Genomic DNA, 15,625 nt, shown 5'->3' on the forward strand with positions numbered 1-15,625 from the left:
TGACGCGTCGCGTCGCGTCGCGGCGGGGCGGGCGGCGTCCGGCCGCGGCGGTCGGGTGTCGGGTCAGCGGTCGGCCGGCAGGGCGCGCATCACGTGTTTGGCCCGCGTGTAGGTGTCGAGCGCGTAGGTGGAGAGGTCCTTGCCGTAGCCGGATTGCTTGAAGCCGCCGTGTGGCATCTCGGTGGCGTAGACACCGTGGCAGTTGATCCATATCGTGCCTGCGTCGAGCCGACTGGCGAGGGCATCGGCGGCGGCCCCGTCGCGCGTCCAGATCGATGCGGCCAGGCCGTACGCGACCCCGTTGGCCAAGCGCACCGCGTCGGCCTCGTAGGCGAAGGCCTGCACGGTGAGGACCGGGCCGAACACCTCGTCCTGGACGATCGTGTCGTCCTGACGCACACCGGTGACCACGGTGGGCGGGTAGTGGAATCCGGGCCCGTCGCCCACCCGCCCGCCGGTGACGACGGTGGCGTGTGCCGGCAGCCCGGTGAGGTACGCGGCGACCCGATCCAGGTGGTCGCGGTTGTTCAGCGGGCCCACCTCGGTCCGCGCCGCCCGCTCGGCCAGCAGCCCCACGAGTTCGTCGTGCGCGTCGGCGGCGACCAACACCCGGCAGGCGGCGGTGCAGTCCTGGCCGGCGTTGTAGAAGGCCGCCTGGGCGATACCGTCGGCCGCTTCGCGCAGGTCGGCGTCGGCGAGCACGATCGCCGGTGCGTCGCCGCCCAGTTCCAGGTGCAGGCGCTTGACGCCGGCGGCGGCGGTGATCTCCGCGCCCGCCCGAGTGCTCCCGGTCAGCGAGATCAGCGCCGGGATCGGGTGCGCGACCAGGGCCCGGCCGGTGCCCCGGTCGCCGCACACGACGGTGACCACACCCGGCGGGAGCACTTTCGCGCACAACTCGCCCAGGACGAGCGTGCCGAGCGGGGTGGTCTCGGCGGGCTTGAGCACGACGGTGTTGCCCGCGGCCAGCGCGGGGGCGAGTTTGTCGAGCGCCGATCCCAGCGGATGGTTCCAGGGCGTGATCAGCGCGCACACGCCGACGGGTTCGCGCAGCACGGTCGAGGTGTGGCCGGGCACGTATTCGGCGGCGAGCGGCCCGTGCGCGGCGCGCGCGGCGCCCGCCATGAACCGCAACACGTCGATGCCGGCCGGGATGTCACCCTCCAGGACCTCGCTGAAGTCCTTGCCGGTGTTGCGCGATTCGACGGCGGCGATGCGCTCCGCGTCGGCGGCGATCGCGTCCGCCAGTGCGAGCAGGGCCTCCTGGCGCTGCCCGGGCGTGCTGCGCCGCCACGTCTCGAACGCCTCGGCGGCGGCCCGGACGGCCGCGTCGACCTCGGCCGGCCCCGCGATGGGGACGCTGTCGTACGTCTCGCCGGTGCGCGGATCGACGATCGGGCTGTGCGTCGCGTCGTCGGTCACAGGATCTCCTTGAGGAAGGCCGCGATGCGCTCGCCGACGACGGTGGTCGGCAGTGCGGGGGTGGCGCGGGGGACGTTGGGGAAGACGGAGGCGTCGGCGATGTACAGGCCGGCCAGGCCGTGCACCCGGCCGGTGTGTTCGACCACCGCCGCCGGGTCGTCGGCGGGGCCCATCCGGCAACTGCCCGCCGGGTGCCAGTAGTGCTGGTGATGGGACCGGATCCAGGTGTTCCGGTCGCCGTGCGGGGTGAGCAGTGGGGTGCCCAGGTAGGGGGCCATGTCCAGGTGCTCGAGCCAGTCCAGGCCGTACCCGATCGCGGCGAGGTCGTCCGGGTGGGTCAGGTAGGCGTGGTCGACCACGGCCCGCGTGTACGGGTCGGCCGAGCGCAGGCGTACGGTGCCGCGCGACCGCGGGCGCAGCAGCGCGACCGGCAGGATGCAGCGCCACCCGTGGCGCGCCCGCTCGTCGCGCTCGACCCACGGGTAGACGTGCAGGTCGTAGGGGGCGTCGCCGGCGTACGGCGAGCGGACCTTGGCGATCGCCTGCTCGTCGGGCAACATCCGGGTACGGGCGAAGTCGGCGAGATCCGCGGCGAGTTCGGCAGTCGCGGCGTATTCGAGCTGCACGGCGGGGTGGTCGTGGAGGTTGGCGCCGACGCCGGGCAGGGCGTGGCGTACGGCGATGCCGACGTCGGTGAGGTGCTCGGGCGGCCCGATGCCCGAGCGCAGCAGGATCTCGGGGCTGCCGTAGGCGCCGGCGCCGAGCACGATCAGGTCGGCGCCGATCCGATGCCGCGCACCGTCGGCGGTGCGCACGTCGACGGCGACCGCGCGCCCGTCCGCGACCACGACGCGCTCGGCGGTGATCCCGCCGACCACGGTGAGGTTGCCGCTCTCGCGGACCGGGTCGAGGTAGCCGAAGGCGGTGTTGACCCGGACCGCGTCCGCGGTGATGTTCACCGGTGCGCAGCCGATGCCTTCGCCGCCGTCGAGTCGGTCGAGGTCGTGCCGGACGGGCAGGCCCAGCTTGCCGCCGGCGGCCGTGAACAGGCGCTGGAACGGCTGGATCTCGTCCTCTCGGTAGTGCCGCAGCCGCAGTGCCCGCGTGGCGGCGGCGAAGTGCGGGCTCAGCGTGTCCGCGTCCCACCCGGGGCTGCCGGCTGCGGCCCAGGCGTCGTAGTCGCCGGCCCAACCGACGCTCTGCGTACAGCCGTTGTGCGTGGAGCAGCCGCCGATCACCCGGCATCGCTCGAAGGTGTGCCGGCCCTCGGCGTAGCCCCAGTCGTGCGAGGTGGGCAATGTGGTGGCGTCCAGCAGGTCGGTGGGCCAGGAGCGATGCTCGGGGCCGTAGTCGGGTCCGGCCTCCAGGACGAGGACCGGGTGCTCTTCGGCGAGGCGGCCGGCGACGACGCAGCCGGCCGTACCTCCGCCCACGACGACGATCTCGGCGTGGTCAGGCAGCGTCAACGGTGACTCCTCGGTCGGGGGTGGTCGAAGGTCGGGCGCGTCGCCCGAGCAGGTGGAAGAGGAGGCCGATCGCGAGGATCAGCGCGATGGGGACGAGTTGGCTCGCGGTGTAGGCGCCGCGTTGGCCGGCGAATCCGTCCGGGAGGTAGTCGGCGGGTGTTCCGGAGGTGCCGAACCAGCCGACGCCGAGGCCGGGCCACACGAGGGCGACGACCGTGAAGAGCATGGTGCCGACGGTCAGCACGGTCACCGTCCAGGCACCGGCGGCGCCGCCGGGTACCCGGTAGGGGCGGTGTGTGTCGGGGTACTTGCGGCGCAGCACCAGGAACGAGGAGAAGGTGAGCAGGTAGGAGATGGCGGTCGCGGAGATGGCCAGGCCGATGCCCGCGCTGAAGTACTTGCGGGCGTCGCCGTCGGTGAGCGCGATCGAGGCGACCATCACGGTGGCGGCGATCGCCGTGGACAGGAGGTTGACCCGCACTGGGGCGCCGGTGCGGGCGGAGACCCGGCCCAGCCAGGCGGGTCCGGCGCCGTCCGCGCAGGCCACCGCCTGGGCGCGGCTCAGGCCCATGGCCCAGGCGGTGCCGCTGGTGAACAGTCCGATGATCAGGCCGGCGGCGGCGACCTTGGCGAGGACCGCGCCGGCGCCGGTGAGGACGATGTCGCCGTCGGCGGTGACATGGCCGCCGTACACGGTGAACACCGCACGGCAGGCATCGATGAACCCGGACAGCGAGCCGAGCCGCTCGGCCGGGAGTACGAGGAGGGTGCCGAGGATGGGCACGCCGTACAGCAGGACCGAGCCGAGTCCGCCCCGCAGCAGGGCCGCGGGTACCTCGCGGCGCGGGTTGCCGATCGCCTCGGCGGCGCTGGGGACCTCGAAGCCCATGTAATTGAAGGCGATGACCGGGGTGAGCGCGACCAGGCCGAGGTAGGTGGGCAGGTAGTCGCCGCCGGGCTGGGACTGCACGCCGTGGCGGACGGCGTAGACCGCGAGCGAGAGGACGAAGAAGCCGAGCAGCAGGATGCGGGCGAGGGCGCCGGCGAGGGTGACCCGGCGGCCGACGGTCTCAGAGGCGTGCACGGCGTATCCGGCGGCGCCGACGAAGATCGCGCCGGCGAGGTATTGCCAGGCGCCGGGCAGCGGGTGGAAGAACGTCTCGAAGGTGGTCAGCGCGACGATGCAGAGCGAGCCGCCGAGCCACACCGGGTTGGAGATCCAGTAGAAGACCTGGTTGATGCCCGCGGGGAGGCGGCCGAAGGCCAGTTTGGTCCAGGTATACGGGCCGCCCTCGTGGGGGAAGGCGGCGCCGAGTTCGGCGATGAGCAGCCCGTAGGGGGCGAAGAACAGCAGCCCGAGGACGACCATCCAGGTCAGCCCCTGGGGGCCGTTGGCGGCGACGGCGCCGAAGGTGTCGAGGCCGACGATCGCGCACAGCAGCATGGCGGGCGCGTCGAGGCGGGTCGGCGCGCGACGGGACGTGCGGGGACTGGCCGATGTCATCCGGCCCTCCTTCGGTGGGGTACCGGAATCATGAAGGGCGCGTTCATAATCGTCAATGACTTGTGTTTATTTTGATCTCAAAGACCGCCCCGGGCGCGCCGGACCGACCTTGAGCGCACTAGGGTTGCGGGCGTGACCACCACCTTCGACCGGGGCCTGGCCCTCCTCGACGCGATCGTCGCGGCGGAACTCGGCTCGACCGGCTACCCGGGAAACGCCCAGCTCGCCGAGCGGATCGGGCTCGACCAGGCGCAGACCTCCCGCATGCTCAAGGACCTCGCGGCGGCCGGCCTGGTCGAGCGCGACGAGCCGTCGCGCGGCTGGCGGGCCGGACCCGGTTGGTTCGCCCTCGCCGCCGCCGCGGGCGACGGCGAACTGCTGCGCGGCGCGCGGCCGTTGCTGCGTGCCCTGGTGGCGCGACGGCACGAGCCGGCGTGGTTGTCGGTGCGGTCGGGGACGGCCGTGTTGACGGTCGGGGCCGAGGCGAGTCACTGGGCGTCCTACGTCGCCGCCACGCCCGGCGCGCTGACCCCGCTGTGGTGCACCGGGCCGGGGCGGGCGCTGCTGCTCGACCACTCGGACCGGGAACTCGCCGAACTCCTCGACGGGGTGAGCCTGGTCGGCGGCGGCCCGCGCGCGGCCCGGGACCTGGCCACGCTCGCCGCGCGCAACGCCGAGGCACGCGCAGCGGGAGTGGTCGTCGCCGACCGCGAGTTCGAACACGACGTCGTGGATTTCTCCGCGCCGGTACGGGACCGCCTGGGCGCGATCACGGCCGCCCTCAGCCTCGCCGTGCCGCGCTTTCGACTCGGCGGGCACACCGCCGAGATCGCGGCCTCGGTCGCCGAGGCGGCGCGGGCCCTTCAGATCAGGACGGGAGCCGCTCCGGAGCCTCGGCCGACCGCCACCCGAGCAGACCGGACAGCCGATCGGCCAGCGTCCTGATCACCGGGCCGTGCTCGTCGGCCAACGGCGCCAGGCGCTCCGACGGTCCCTCGGTGTGCAGCGCGCAGACCACCTCGCCGGAGAAGTCCCGCACCGGTGCGGCGACCGCGAACACCCCCGGCTCGGACTCCCCGTCCACCACGGCCCAGCCGCGCGCACGGGCGGCGATCAACCGTGCCTCGAACTCGGCCACGTCGGCCGGCGCAGTCGGCCCGTACGCGATGAACTCGGTGCCCGCGAAGACGATCTCCAACTCCTCGCGGTCGCAGTCCCACAGCAGCGCCTGTCCCGCGTCGTCGCAGTGCAGCGGATAGGACCGGCCGACCCAGGAGAGCCCGGAGGGCACATGCTCGGCGATCGCCACCGAGCCGTCGCCGCGCACCTCGGCCAGGAAGGTGCTCGCCCCGGTCGCCGCCGACGCCTCGCGCAGGATGCCCGGGCCCTCCGCCGCGAGCCGGGCCCGCACCACCCGCCCGGCCTGGCTCCGCAATCGCCAACTCGGCCCATAGGCCAGGCTCGCCGGATCCCGGGTCACCAGGCCCGCCGCCGCCAGGCTCCGCAGGGTGCGCGAGACCTGTACCCGGCCCCGGCCGAGCCGCTCGGCGATCGCCGACGAGGTTTCGGGCTCCCCGGTGTCGGCCATCGAGAACAGCACGTCGAGGCCGCGACCGAGGCTTCTGACGGTTCCGGGATTCACCCGGAAATGGTACCGAGCACCACCGCGCGCCGGGTTCAGCCCGTCGCCGGGTCGTCCAACCCCCGGCGCACCAGCAGGTCCGCGACCCGGTCCCGCCACGTGTCCACCTGCGCGCGGTCGTAGCCGCGTCGAGCGATGTCGAAGCGGTCGGCCAAGACCTCCTCGGGCGCCAACCGCAGCCGCCCCCGCAGCGCGGCATCGACCCGACCCACCAGCGCGTCCACCTCGTCCCGGCCGTAGCCGCGCCGGACCAGGTCGAACCGCTCGCCCGCCGGCCGCAGCGCGACCGCCTTCACATCGGCCTCCGCCCGAGCCTCGGCGAACCGGTTCACCCCCACGTGCGTGTCCGCCGAACCCGAACCCGAACCCGAACCCGAACCCGAATCCGCCCCGCCCGCCCCCGCCGCGTCCGCGTCCACCACCGCCCCCGCCGACCCCCACGTCCCCGCCCGCGCGGCCAACCTCGCCTCGATCTCGTCGAGCGCCGCGTCCACCTCGTCCTCGTCGTACCCCTCGCGCAGCCGCACCGTGGCGAATCGTTGCTCACGCACCTGCGCCGCCGTCACCGGCACCGCGACCGTGCCGTCCAGGCTGCCCCGCACCAGCGCCAAAAAGGCGTCCACCTCGGCGATCGCGTACCCCTCACGCAGCCGCGTCCGAGTGAAACTCCACTCCATCCCGCCCCCAACCGCTCGCCGCCGCACCCGGTTTCGACCCGCCCGGGAAGGCTATCGTCGCCCCACCCGCCCCCACGCGGGCGTGCCCCGCCATGATCGCCTCGGTCGAATCAGGTTTGCCGTGCCCGCGATCCGTCGATCTGCCACGGCATGTGCGCACAGACCGACGCGACGCCGCCGCCCCGGCCGCAGGAGATCCTGGGCCTGCCGGCCACGACGGCGATGTTCCTGGTCCTGACCATCGACGCCGACCCCGCGGCCGTGGCCACGGTCCGCGACCTGCTCGCCGACCTGGCCGGACTGCGCCGCTCGGTCGGCTTCCGGCTCCCCGAGCGCGACCTGAAGTGTGTCGTCGGCATCGGCTCACACGCCTGGGATCGGCTGTTCGCGGGCCCGCGCCCGGCGGAATTGCACCCGTTCCGGGAACTGGTGGGCACCAAGCACCGGGCCGTGTCCACACCCGGCGACCTGCTCTTCCACCTGCGTGCGCGGTCGATCGACCTGTGCTTCGAGTTGGCCACCGTGCTGACCGACCGGCTGGCCGGCGCGGCGACCGTGGTCGACGAGGTGCACGGATTCCGCTACTTCGACCAGCGAGACCTGATGGGCTTCGTCGACGGCACCGAAAACCCCGAGGGGCGCGATGCGTTCGAGGCGGTCACGATCACCGCCGAGGAGGACCCGAACTTCGTCGGCGCCGGCTACGTGATAGTCCAGAAGTACCTGCACGACATGCGGTCCTGGAACGCATTGCCGGTGGAGGCGCAGGAGAAGGTGATCGGCCGGACCAAGCTGTCCGACCTCGAACTGCCGGACGACGTCAAGCCGATCGACTCGCACGTCGCGCTCACCACGATCACCGACCCGGACGGCACCGAGCGCGACATCCTGCGCAACAACATGCCGTTCGGATCGGTGGGCAGCGGCGAGTTCGGCACCTACTTCATCGGCTACTCCAGTACGCCGAGCGTCACCGAGCAGATGCTGGAGAACATGTTCATCGGCCGTCCGGTGGGCACCTACGACCGCATCCTGGACTTCTCGACGGCGGTCACCGGCGGGCTGTTCTTCGTGCCGACGGCGGACTTCCTGGACGACCCACCGGGCCCGCCGGACGCGCCGATCGAGCGCGCGGCCCCGGCCGACCCGGCCCCGGCGGCGCTGCGCGCGGACGGCTCGCTCGGCATCGGGGCACTCGGCGCGGCCGACCCGGACCCGGACGCCGACCCGGTCGACCCCGCAGCCCACCCCGCACCAGCCCCCGAAACCAGGAGCCTCACCCCATGAACAACCTCCACCGCGAACTCGCCCCGATCTCCGACGCCGCGTGGGCCGACCTCGAGGACGAGGCCAGGCGTACGTTCAAGCAGCACGTCGCGGGCCGGCGCGTCGTCGACGTGACCGGGCCGGACGGCAGCGCGGCGGCCGGCGTGGGGACCGGCCACCTGACCGACCTGGAGCCGCCCGCCGACGGAGTCCTGGCCCGCAGCCGCCGATTCCGCCCGCTGATCGAACTGCGCGTGCCGTTCACCGTCGCCCGCAGCGCCGTCGACGCGGTCGAGCGCGGCGCCGCGGACGCGGACTGGCAGCCCGTCAAGGACGCGGCGCGCAAGATGGCGTTCACCGAGGACCGGCTGATCTTCGAGGGCTACCCGGCGGCGTCGATCGAGGGCATCCGCCGGGCGTCCACGAACGTGCCGGTGTCGCTCCCGACCGACGCCCGCGACTATCCGGACGCGGTCAGCCGGGCGCTGACCGAACTGCGCCTGGCCGGCGTGAACGGCCCGTACCACCTGGTGCTCGGTCCGGAGGCGTACACCGCGGTCAACGAGGCCGCCGACCACGGCTACCCGATCCGCCAACACCTGACCCGAATCCTGGCCGGCGAGCCGATCTGGGCCCCCGCCATCGACGGCGCTTTCGTGCTGTCCACCCGAGGCGGCGACTACGAGCTGCGCCTGGGCCAGGACCTGTCCATCGGCTACCTGTCCCACGACGACGCGGGCATCCACCTCTACTTCCAGGAAACCCTCACGTTCCTGATGTACACCGGCGAAGCCGCCATCGGCTTCGCCCGCCCCTGACGCAACGCCCGGCGTGCTCAGGTGGGGACGATCTGGAGTTGGATCTGGGTTTCCGTGCCGGCGAAGCCCAGGCGGCGGTAGAGGTCGATCGCCACGTAGTCGGGGTCGGCGACGATGACCAGGGTGGTCACGGACCAGTGGGTTGCGGCGTGCTCGGCGGCGGCGTGTACCAGGCCGGAGGCCAGGCCGCGGTTGCGGTGGTTCGGGTGGGTGCCGACGATCTGGTAGCGGGCCAGGCCTCGGCCGTCGGTGAACAGGCCGAGGCCGGCGCGGAGTCGGCCGTCCTCGAACGCGCCGAACCAGGCGCCGTGGCCGCGTTCCTGCAGGGCGCGGAAGCCGGCCAGGCGGCGGGCGGCGAACTCGCGGTAGGCGGCGGGCTCGAAGTCCGTGTTGCCGGCCTCGTTGAGCGCGAGCGCCTGGGCCCAGTCGTCGTCGCCGGCGGCGACGCGGTAGGTCGCGGTGGTGTTGGGGCGGGCCGGCGGGCGCAGGGACGCGGCGGTCAGGACCGTGCCGCGCTCGACGTGCAGATCGGCGGCGGCGAGGTCGGCCGGATCGCCGGCGGCACCGTCCGTGCCGTCGACGCCGAGGGCCACGTGGTCCGCGTCGGGGAACTCCCGACGGAAGGTGTCCACCCAGCGACCCGCGGCGCCGGGGGCCGGGGGAGCGGGCAGGAGGAGGAAGTTGCCCCAGTGGAAGGTGGGGTTGGCGGGCGTACGGACGACCCGGTAGCCGTCCCGCTCCTCGACGCGGCTGCCCTGGAGGGTGAGCAGCATCAGGTCGGTGCGGAAGCCGAGGGAGATCACGGGCGAGGTCGCGGCGGTCATGGGGACACCTCATCACACGACACGTCCACCCTTCCGGTGAGTGGAAGGAATCGGTTCGCAGGCGAGGAATCCGTAGCAACATCCGGGCGTATCGGGCACGTCGAGGTCGCGAGCAGGTCCGCCGCGACCCACGCGACCGATCGCCTGGGAGGACGCCGCATGTTGCTTGCCGACGGCACGTGGACCGGGAAGATCTTCGACGGGCGGTGGACGCCCGGATCCGGAGGGACGTACGAGGCGGTCGCGCCCGCGACCGGGAAAGTGCTGGGTGTGGTCGGCGCGGCCGATCCCGCCGACGTCGCCCGCGCGGCGACGGCCGCCGCCGCCGTTCAGGGCGACTGGGCGGCCCGGCCGTACGACGAGCGCGCCGCCGTACTGCGCCGCGCGGGGCTGTTGTTCGAGCGGCACGCCGAGGAGATCCGCGACCTGCTGGTCCGCGAGTCCGGATCGGTCCCGGCCAAGGCGGCCGTCGAGGTGGGCTTCGCCGCGGCCGAGTGCTTCGAGGCGTCGGCGCTCGCGGCGCATCCGCAGGGCCTGGTGCTCCCGTCGACCCAGCCGCGCTGGAGCATGGCCCGCCGCCGCCCGGCGGGCGTGGTCGGCGTGATCGCGCCGTTCAACTACCCGCTGATCCTGTCGATCCGCTCCGTCGCGCCCGCGCTCGCGCTCGGCAACGCCGTCCTGCTCAAGCCGGACCCGCGCACGGCGATCGGCGGCGGTGTGGTGCTCGCCCGGATCCTGGAGGAGGCCGGCCTGCCCGCCGGCGTACTGCACCTGGTGCCCGGAGGGGCCGACACGGGCGCGGCCCTGGTGTCCGCCCCCGAGGTACGGATCGTCTCGTTCACCGGATCCACCGCCGCCGGGCGCCGGATCGGCGAGACCTGCGGACGCCTGCTCAAGCGCGCCCACCTGGAACTGGGCGGCAACAACGCGTTGATCGTGCTCCCCGGCGCCGACCTCGACCGCGCCGCGGCGGCCGGCGCCTGGGGCTCGTTCCTGCACCAGGGCCAGATCTGCATGGCCACCGGCCGCCATCTCGTCCACGAGAGCCTGTACCCGGACTACGTCGCCGCCCTGGCCGCGAAGGCCGATCACCTGCCGGTCGGCGACCCCGCGACCGAGGACGTGGCGCTCGGCCCGATCATCGACGAGCGGCAACTGCGCCGGATCGACGGCCTGGTCCGGGACAGCGTGGCCGCGGGCGCGCGCCTGGCCGCCGGCGGCACGTACGAGGGGCTGTTCTATCGGCCGACCGTACTGGCGGACGTGCGGCCGACGATGCCCGCGTACGCCGACGAGGTGTTCGGACCGGTGGCGCCGGTCGTCCCGTTCGGCACGGTCGAGGAGGCGATCGCGCTGGCCCGGGACAGCGAGTACGGCCTCTCGCTCGGCATCCTCGGCGACGTCGGGCAGGCGATGCGGGTGGCCGACGCGATCCCCACCGGCCTGGTGCACATCAACGACCAGACGGTCGACGACGAGGCCAATGCCCCCTTCGGCGGCCAGGCGGCATCGGGCACGGGCGCCCGGTTCGGCGGCCCGGAGGCCAACATCGAGGCATTCACCGAGACACAGTGGGTGACGATGCGGGGGGAGATCGCGCCGCATCCGTTCTGAGCGGCGGCACGCCGGCCTCCGAGCGGTGACACGCGCCGGCCGGCCTCGACGGCGCCGTCCGTGCCGACCACGTCCGAAGCCGGCTGATGTGGCAGGCTCGTGGGCCTACGCCCCGCGATCCGAAAGCAGGACCATGTCCGGCACGAACCACCTCGCCCAGGCCGACCAAGCAGTGCGCGAGGGACGCATGGACGTCGCCGTCAAGCTCTACCTCGAAGCCGCCGACGCCGGTGCGCCCGAAGCCCGGCGCAAGGCCGGCGAACTGATGTTCGCGGGCGGCGACGAGACCGCCGAGGCGGTGCTGCGCCGGGCGCTGGCGGAGGGCGACGCGGAGGCCGTGGACGCGCTGAGCGAGTTGTTGGAGGTCACCGGCCGGGCGGAGGCCGCGGTCGACCTGCTGATCGACCGGCACCGGATGGGCGAGACGCGCTGGGCGCTGCCGATCGCCAACCTGCTCGCCGACGCGCTCGACGAGCCGGAGGCGGCCGAGCGCTGGTACGTCTCGGCGATCGAGAGCGGCGACCCCGACGCGCCGAACGACTTCGCCGCCTTCCTCCAGGACTTCGACCGGGCCGCCGAGGCGGAGGCGCTGCTGCGCCCGGCGGCGGAGGCGGGCGACGAGTTCGCGATGGCCAACCTCGGCCGGCTGCTGCTCAACGGCGACGCCGTCGACGACGGCATCGCCTGGCTGACCCGCGCGGTCGAGGCGGGCCAGGAGGACGCGCTGGTCGACCTCGGCGACGCCGAACTGGACGCGGGCCGAACCGAGGCCGCCCGGGAGCACATCCGGCGCGCGCTCGACGCCGACCTGGCCGGCTCGCGCCTGCTGTACGCGCACCTGCTCGACCGGGAGGGCGCGGCCACGAGCGAGGTCGAGGCGGCCTACCGGGCCGCGGTCGAGGCGGGCGACGTGGAGGTCGACGGGGGCGACGCGGAGGTCCTGGGATGAGGCGCGCGGCCCTCGGAGCGACGCTGGCCGCGCTGATCGCGGTCGGCGCGTGCGGACCGGGCGACGACAACGCCGGCGACGGCGAGTCGGCGCCCCCCGCGGCCACCCGCTCGGCCCGACCCGGCGAGATCCGCGACGAGAAGGCGCACGTGTCGTACGTGCTGCCCCAGGGCTGGTACGCCAAGCCCCCGGACCCGTACGTCGGCCTGTACTCCTCGGTCGCCTCCACCGTCGACCCCAAGGCGACCGACCCCACCGCCAAGCCCACACCCGACCCGAACAACCCGCTCGGCACGTTCATGGTCGGCGTGGTCGACACCAAGGCGTACGTGACCGCCAAGCCGCGATCGATGCCGGAGACGGCGGAGACCGTCGGCCGGGCCCAACTCGAACTGATCTACCCGGCCAAGGCCCAGGACGTGGTGCGCTCCAGCGAGGCGACCCGCCTCGACGGGCGCAACGCGTGGCTGATGGACATCGAGAGCACCCCCGAGGACCGCAACGTGGCGCCGTTCCGGCTCCGGGTCACCGTGATCGACACCGGCGTGGTGCCGATCTACCTGTTGTCCTCGGCGCCGAGCAGCGCGACCGAGCGTTTGCGGGACATCGAGTCGATCGAGCGCTCGATCCGCTTCTGAGCCGGGCCCCTCCAACCTGCGCCGCCGACGACGAACGACCCGATCCCCGGTTGGGGGTCGGGTCGTTCGTCGTCGGCGATTCGGTGCTCTCTCGACGCGTCGTTGTCCCGCGTTTCGGCGCGCCCAGCGCCCTCGGCTCGATAGGCTGACCTGGGATTTCGACGAACTCCCGGGGTACGACGGCTGGTTGCCGGCCCGGGCGTGGGATGTCCGGTCCGACGCGCGGTTTTCTTTGCCAAACGATCCGCCCGGAAGGGCCTCGGATTCGGTAACTTCCAAGTAGTCCACCGATCTTGCCGCGGTTTCTACCAGATCGCGGTCGATCGGTGACCGAAAATCGCAGTTCGGGCCCGTTTCCAGGAAGTATTCGATCACGGTGCTCTCAGCAGCCCGACCGACTGGAGGGGGAGACGTGGCCACCACCGTGTCCAGGACACGTTCGACCGTACGGCTCGTGTCGAAACCGCAGACCGTCTCCACCGCGCGCGCTCACGTGCGGCGCTTTTGCGAGCGGGTCGGGTTCGAGTCCGACGATCCGGTCCGGGTCACCTCCGAACTGGCCTCGAACGCGGTCGAGCACGCGGGCGACTACGGCGACTACGAGGTGTCCGCGTCGCTGCACGGCCGGATGTTGTGGGTCGAGGTGTTGGATCACCTGCCGTGTTCGCTGCCGTCTCCCGTGGAGGTATTGGAAGATGCCGAGGCCGGGCGCGGTCTGCTCGTGGTCGCCGCGTTGACCCAACGTTTCCGGGTCGAGTTGCGCAGCGGCGGCCGCAAGGCGGTGTGCGCCGGGTTCGAGGAGGACTTCGGCGAGGACTACGGCGCGGACTTCGAGGACGACCTCGGCGACGAGGTGGAGGACGACGCGGGGGACGACTTCGGGGAGGTCTGAGCCCGCCCGATACGGTCGAGCGCGGATGGTCCGGGCGTACGACGGTACGACCGGCGCGCGGGTCGACGTGTCGTGACGGAGGAGGACCGGGGTCGGATGGTGTTCGGGCGGCGCAGGGGACGGGGCGAGGCGGAGCCGACGGCCGGGGTGGATACGGCGTCGGTACCCGGCTCGGAGGATCCCGTCGCGACGGGCGATCCGGGTCGCGATACCGAACCGGGCGCCGACGCCGAACCGGGTCCAGGCACCGACTCCGGTGCCGGGTTCGACCCCGACGCGCCCGCCTGGCAGCGCGTCACCGCGTTCCGCTACGGCTCGTCGTCGAGCGACGGGACAAGGAATCGTGCGGCCGGTTCCGCGGTCGGCGTGCGGATCCTGCGCGGTGGTGGCCCGGGGGACTTCTTCACCCCGTGTGCGCTCGCCGGGAACGACCGCCGTTCGTTGTACCTCCCCGACGGCGATCTGCTCTGCACGGTGGACCCCGCCGAGACGATCGACGACGTACGGCACGACCGGGTCCGCGCCGCCGACGGCGAACCCGTCGGCACCATCCGGCGCATTCCGCCCACCCGGCGACCGCTCAAGCACACCTGGCGGATCGACCAGCCCGGCCGGCCCGAGATCGTCGGCCGCAACCTCTTCGCGACGACCGATCCGCGCCGCCTGGCCGCCCACACGGCGGACACCGCGCTGAGCCTGACGTTCGACACGGTGCTCGGCGGCCCCGACGGGTCGATCGGCCCGGTACGCCCGCGCGTACTCGCCTGGAAGGCGGCCGGCGACCTGGTGATGACGACGGACGGGCGCGGGAAGCCGGTCCGGATCCTGGCGCCGTGGGTCGACCGACGGCTGGCCTTCGTGTTCGCGATGCTCGGGGACGAGTGACCCGAGCGGTTTTTTTCGGTGGGCCGTTCGGCCTCGCCGTACATGGCGGAGCCGAACGGCTTTCCGGATCGGCGCGGTCCTACTTCGCCGCGCCCGCCGTCGGTTCGAGGGCGCCGAAGATCACCAGGCCGAGCACGACCAGGCCCAGCACGACGCGGTACGCCACGAACACGGTGAAGCTGTGCGTGCTGATGAACTTCAGGAACCAGGCGATCGCCGCGTAGCCGACCACGAACGCCACGAGCGTGGCCACGATCGTCGGCCCCCACGCCGGCGCCGGCCCCTCGCCGATCTTGAACAACTCCAGGCCGCCGGAGGCCAGTACCGCCGGGATGGCCAGCAGGAACGAGTAGCGCGCCGCGACCTCGCGGCGATACCCCATCAGCAGACCCGCCGTGACCGTGCCGCCCGAGCGCGAGACGCCGGGGATCAGCGCCAGCGACTGGGCGAAGCCGTAGATCAGCGACTCCTTGCCGTTGAGCTTCTCCATGCCCCGGTTGTTCAGCGCCATCCGGTCCGCGATCAACAGGATCAGACCGAACACGATCAGCGTGGTGCCGATCAGCCGCAGATCGCGGAACGTGGTCTCGATCGTGTCCTGGAAGATCAGGCCGAGTACGCCGATGGGCAACGTGCCGACGATGATGTACCAGCCCATGCGCGCGTCGAGTTCGCCGCGCAGCGACGGCGTGTACAGGGACTTCACCCACGTGCCGACGATGTTGCCGATGTCCTTGCGAAAGTAGATCAGGACGGCGCTTTCCGTCCCGATCTGGGTCACGGCGGTGAACGCCGAACCCGGGTCCTCCCAGCCGGCGAACGCCGACACGATGCGCAGATGCGCGCTGGAGGAGATCGGCAGGAACTCGGTGAGCCCCTGGACCAAGCCGAGTACGACGGCTTCGAACCAACCGATCACCGGACGACTCCGGGGTGGAAAACAGTTATGCGGATCATGGCCGTCACGGTAGCGGCGGCCCACGGTGCGTCAGGTGGACATCACATGGCCGAAGTTGGACGGAACGGTA

At 72.8% G+C, this 15,625-nt stretch carries 15 protein-coding genes and 1 pseudogene; 8 read left to right on the plus strand and 8 right to left on the minus strand.

Features of this window, described 5'->3' with window-relative positions:
- Positions 1–63: 63 nt before the first annotated feature.
- The 3 genes from ACWGR4_RS06255 to ACWGR4_RS06265 are packed head-to-tail and all read right to left on the minus strand — an operon-like array spanning position 64 to position 4,392.
- A complete protein-coding gene (locus tag ACWGR4_RS06255; protein ID WP_452131746.1) occupies positions 64–1,422 on the minus strand; it encodes an aldehyde dehydrogenase family protein in 1,359 nt (452 codons plus the stop codon).
- Positions 1,419–2,888, minus strand: a complete 1,470-nt coding sequence (locus ACWGR4_RS06260) for a GMC family oxidoreductase (protein WP_452131747.1) — start codon at positions 2,886–2,888, stop codon at positions 1,419–1,421. The genes ACWGR4_RS06255 and ACWGR4_RS06260 overlap by 4 nt, the downstream gene beginning before the upstream one ends.
- Positions 2,875–4,392 carry an APC family permease gene (locus ACWGR4_RS06265; RefSeq protein ID WP_452131748.1) on the minus strand — a complete coding sequence of 506 codons (1,518 nt, stop codon included), beginning with the start codon at positions 4,390–4,392 and terminating at the stop codon, positions 2,875–2,877. Before ACWGR4_RS06265 ends, ACWGR4_RS06260 begins: the two co-directional genes overlap by 14 nt.
- Before the next feature lie 132 nt (positions 4,393–4,524).
- Between ACWGR4_RS06265 and ACWGR4_RS06270 the strand changes: the two genes are divergently transcribed.
- Positions 4,525–5,337 carry an IclR family transcriptional regulator gene (locus ACWGR4_RS06270; RefSeq protein WP_452131749.1) on the plus strand — a complete coding sequence of 271 codons (813 nt, stop codon included), beginning with the start codon at positions 4,525–4,527 and terminating at the stop codon, positions 5,335–5,337.
- On the opposite strand, the gene ACWGR4_RS06275 is transcribed toward ACWGR4_RS06270, so the two are convergent.
- From ACWGR4_RS06275 to ACWGR4_RS06285, 3 genes and pseudogenes are all read right to left on the minus strand, one after another.
- Positions 5,261–6,034: an IclR family transcriptional regulator gene (locus tag ACWGR4_RS06275; protein ID WP_452131750.1), complete on the minus strand. Its 774-nt coding sequence runs from the start codon at positions 6,032–6,034 to the stop codon at positions 5,261–5,263. The genes ACWGR4_RS06270 and ACWGR4_RS06275 overlap by 77 nt on opposite strands.
- Before the next feature lie 35 nt (positions 6,035–6,069).
- A complete protein-coding gene (locus tag ACWGR4_RS06280) occupies positions 6,070–6,456 on the minus strand; it encodes a DivIVA domain-containing protein (protein WP_380033445.1) in 387 nt (128 codons plus the stop codon).
- Between the two features lie 36 nt (positions 6,457–6,492).
- Positions 6,493–6,606, minus strand: a pseudogene (locus tag ACWGR4_RS06285) (DivIVA domain-containing protein); the annotation flags it as partial.
- A gap of 255 nt (positions 6,607–6,861) precedes the next feature.
- Between ACWGR4_RS06285 and ACWGR4_RS06290 the strand changes: the two are divergent.
- Positions 6,862–7,998 (plus strand): Dyp-type peroxidase, encoded by a 1,137-nt coding sequence (locus ACWGR4_RS06290; RefSeq protein ID WP_452131751.1) that lies wholly within the window; start codon positions 6,862–6,864, stop codon positions 7,996–7,998.
- A complete protein-coding gene (locus tag ACWGR4_RS06295) occupies positions 7,995–8,795 on the plus strand; it encodes a family 1 encapsulin nanocompartment shell protein (protein ID WP_452131752.1) in 801 nt (266 codons plus the stop codon). Before ACWGR4_RS06290 ends, ACWGR4_RS06295 begins: the two co-directional genes overlap by 4 nt.
- 17 nt (positions 8,796–8,812) lie before the next feature.
- Here the strand turns inward: ACWGR4_RS06295 and ACWGR4_RS06300 are convergent, their stop codons facing one another.
- The gene (locus ACWGR4_RS06300; protein WP_452131753.1) at positions 8,813–9,619 is read right to left on the minus strand and encodes a GNAT family N-acetyltransferase; all 807 of its coding nucleotides are present in this window, start codon (positions 9,617–9,619) and stop codon (positions 8,813–8,815) included.
- A 159-nt stretch (positions 9,620–9,778) separates the two neighbouring features.
- Between ACWGR4_RS06300 and ACWGR4_RS06305 the strand changes: the two genes are divergently transcribed.
- The 5 genes from ACWGR4_RS06305 (at position 9,779) to ACWGR4_RS06325 (ending at position 14,597) form a co-directional block, all read left to right on the plus strand.
- Positions 9,779–11,233, plus strand: coding sequence for a benzaldehyde dehydrogenase (locus tag ACWGR4_RS06305; RefSeq protein WP_452131754.1), 1,455 nt, complete (start codon positions 9,779–9,781; stop codon positions 11,231–11,233).
- A 133-nt stretch (positions 11,234–11,366) separates the two neighbouring features.
- Complete coding sequence (locus ACWGR4_RS06310; RefSeq protein WP_452131755.1) at positions 11,367–12,182, plus strand: hypothetical protein; 816 nt, start codon at positions 11,367–11,369, stop codon at positions 12,180–12,182.
- Positions 12,179–12,820, plus strand: a complete 642-nt coding sequence (locus ACWGR4_RS06315; RefSeq protein ID WP_380001260.1) for a hypothetical protein — start codon at positions 12,179–12,181, stop codon at positions 12,818–12,820. Before ACWGR4_RS06310 ends, ACWGR4_RS06315 begins: the two co-directional genes overlap by 4 nt.
- Before the next feature lie 454 nt (positions 12,821–13,274).
- Positions 13,275–13,712, plus strand: a complete 438-nt coding sequence (locus ACWGR4_RS06320) for an ATP-binding protein (protein ID WP_452129600.1) — start codon at positions 13,275–13,277, stop codon at positions 13,710–13,712.
- 72 nt (positions 13,713–13,784) lie between these two features.
- On the plus strand, positions 13,785–14,597 hold the full coding sequence (locus ACWGR4_RS06325; protein WP_452129599.1) for a hypothetical protein: 813 nt from the start codon (positions 13,785–13,787) through the stop codon (positions 14,595–14,597).
- Between the two features lie 79 nt (positions 14,598–14,676).
- Here ACWGR4_RS06325 and ACWGR4_RS06330 read toward each other — a convergent pair whose 3' ends face one another.
- Positions 14,677–15,513 carry an undecaprenyl-diphosphate phosphatase gene (locus ACWGR4_RS06330; RefSeq protein ID WP_380002045.1) on the minus strand — a complete coding sequence of 279 codons (837 nt, stop codon included), beginning with the start codon at positions 15,511–15,513 and terminating at the stop codon, positions 14,677–14,679.
- Between the last annotated feature and the right edge of the window lie 112 nt (positions 15,514–15,625).

Source organism: Embleya sp. NPDC055664 (assembly GCF_053618075.1).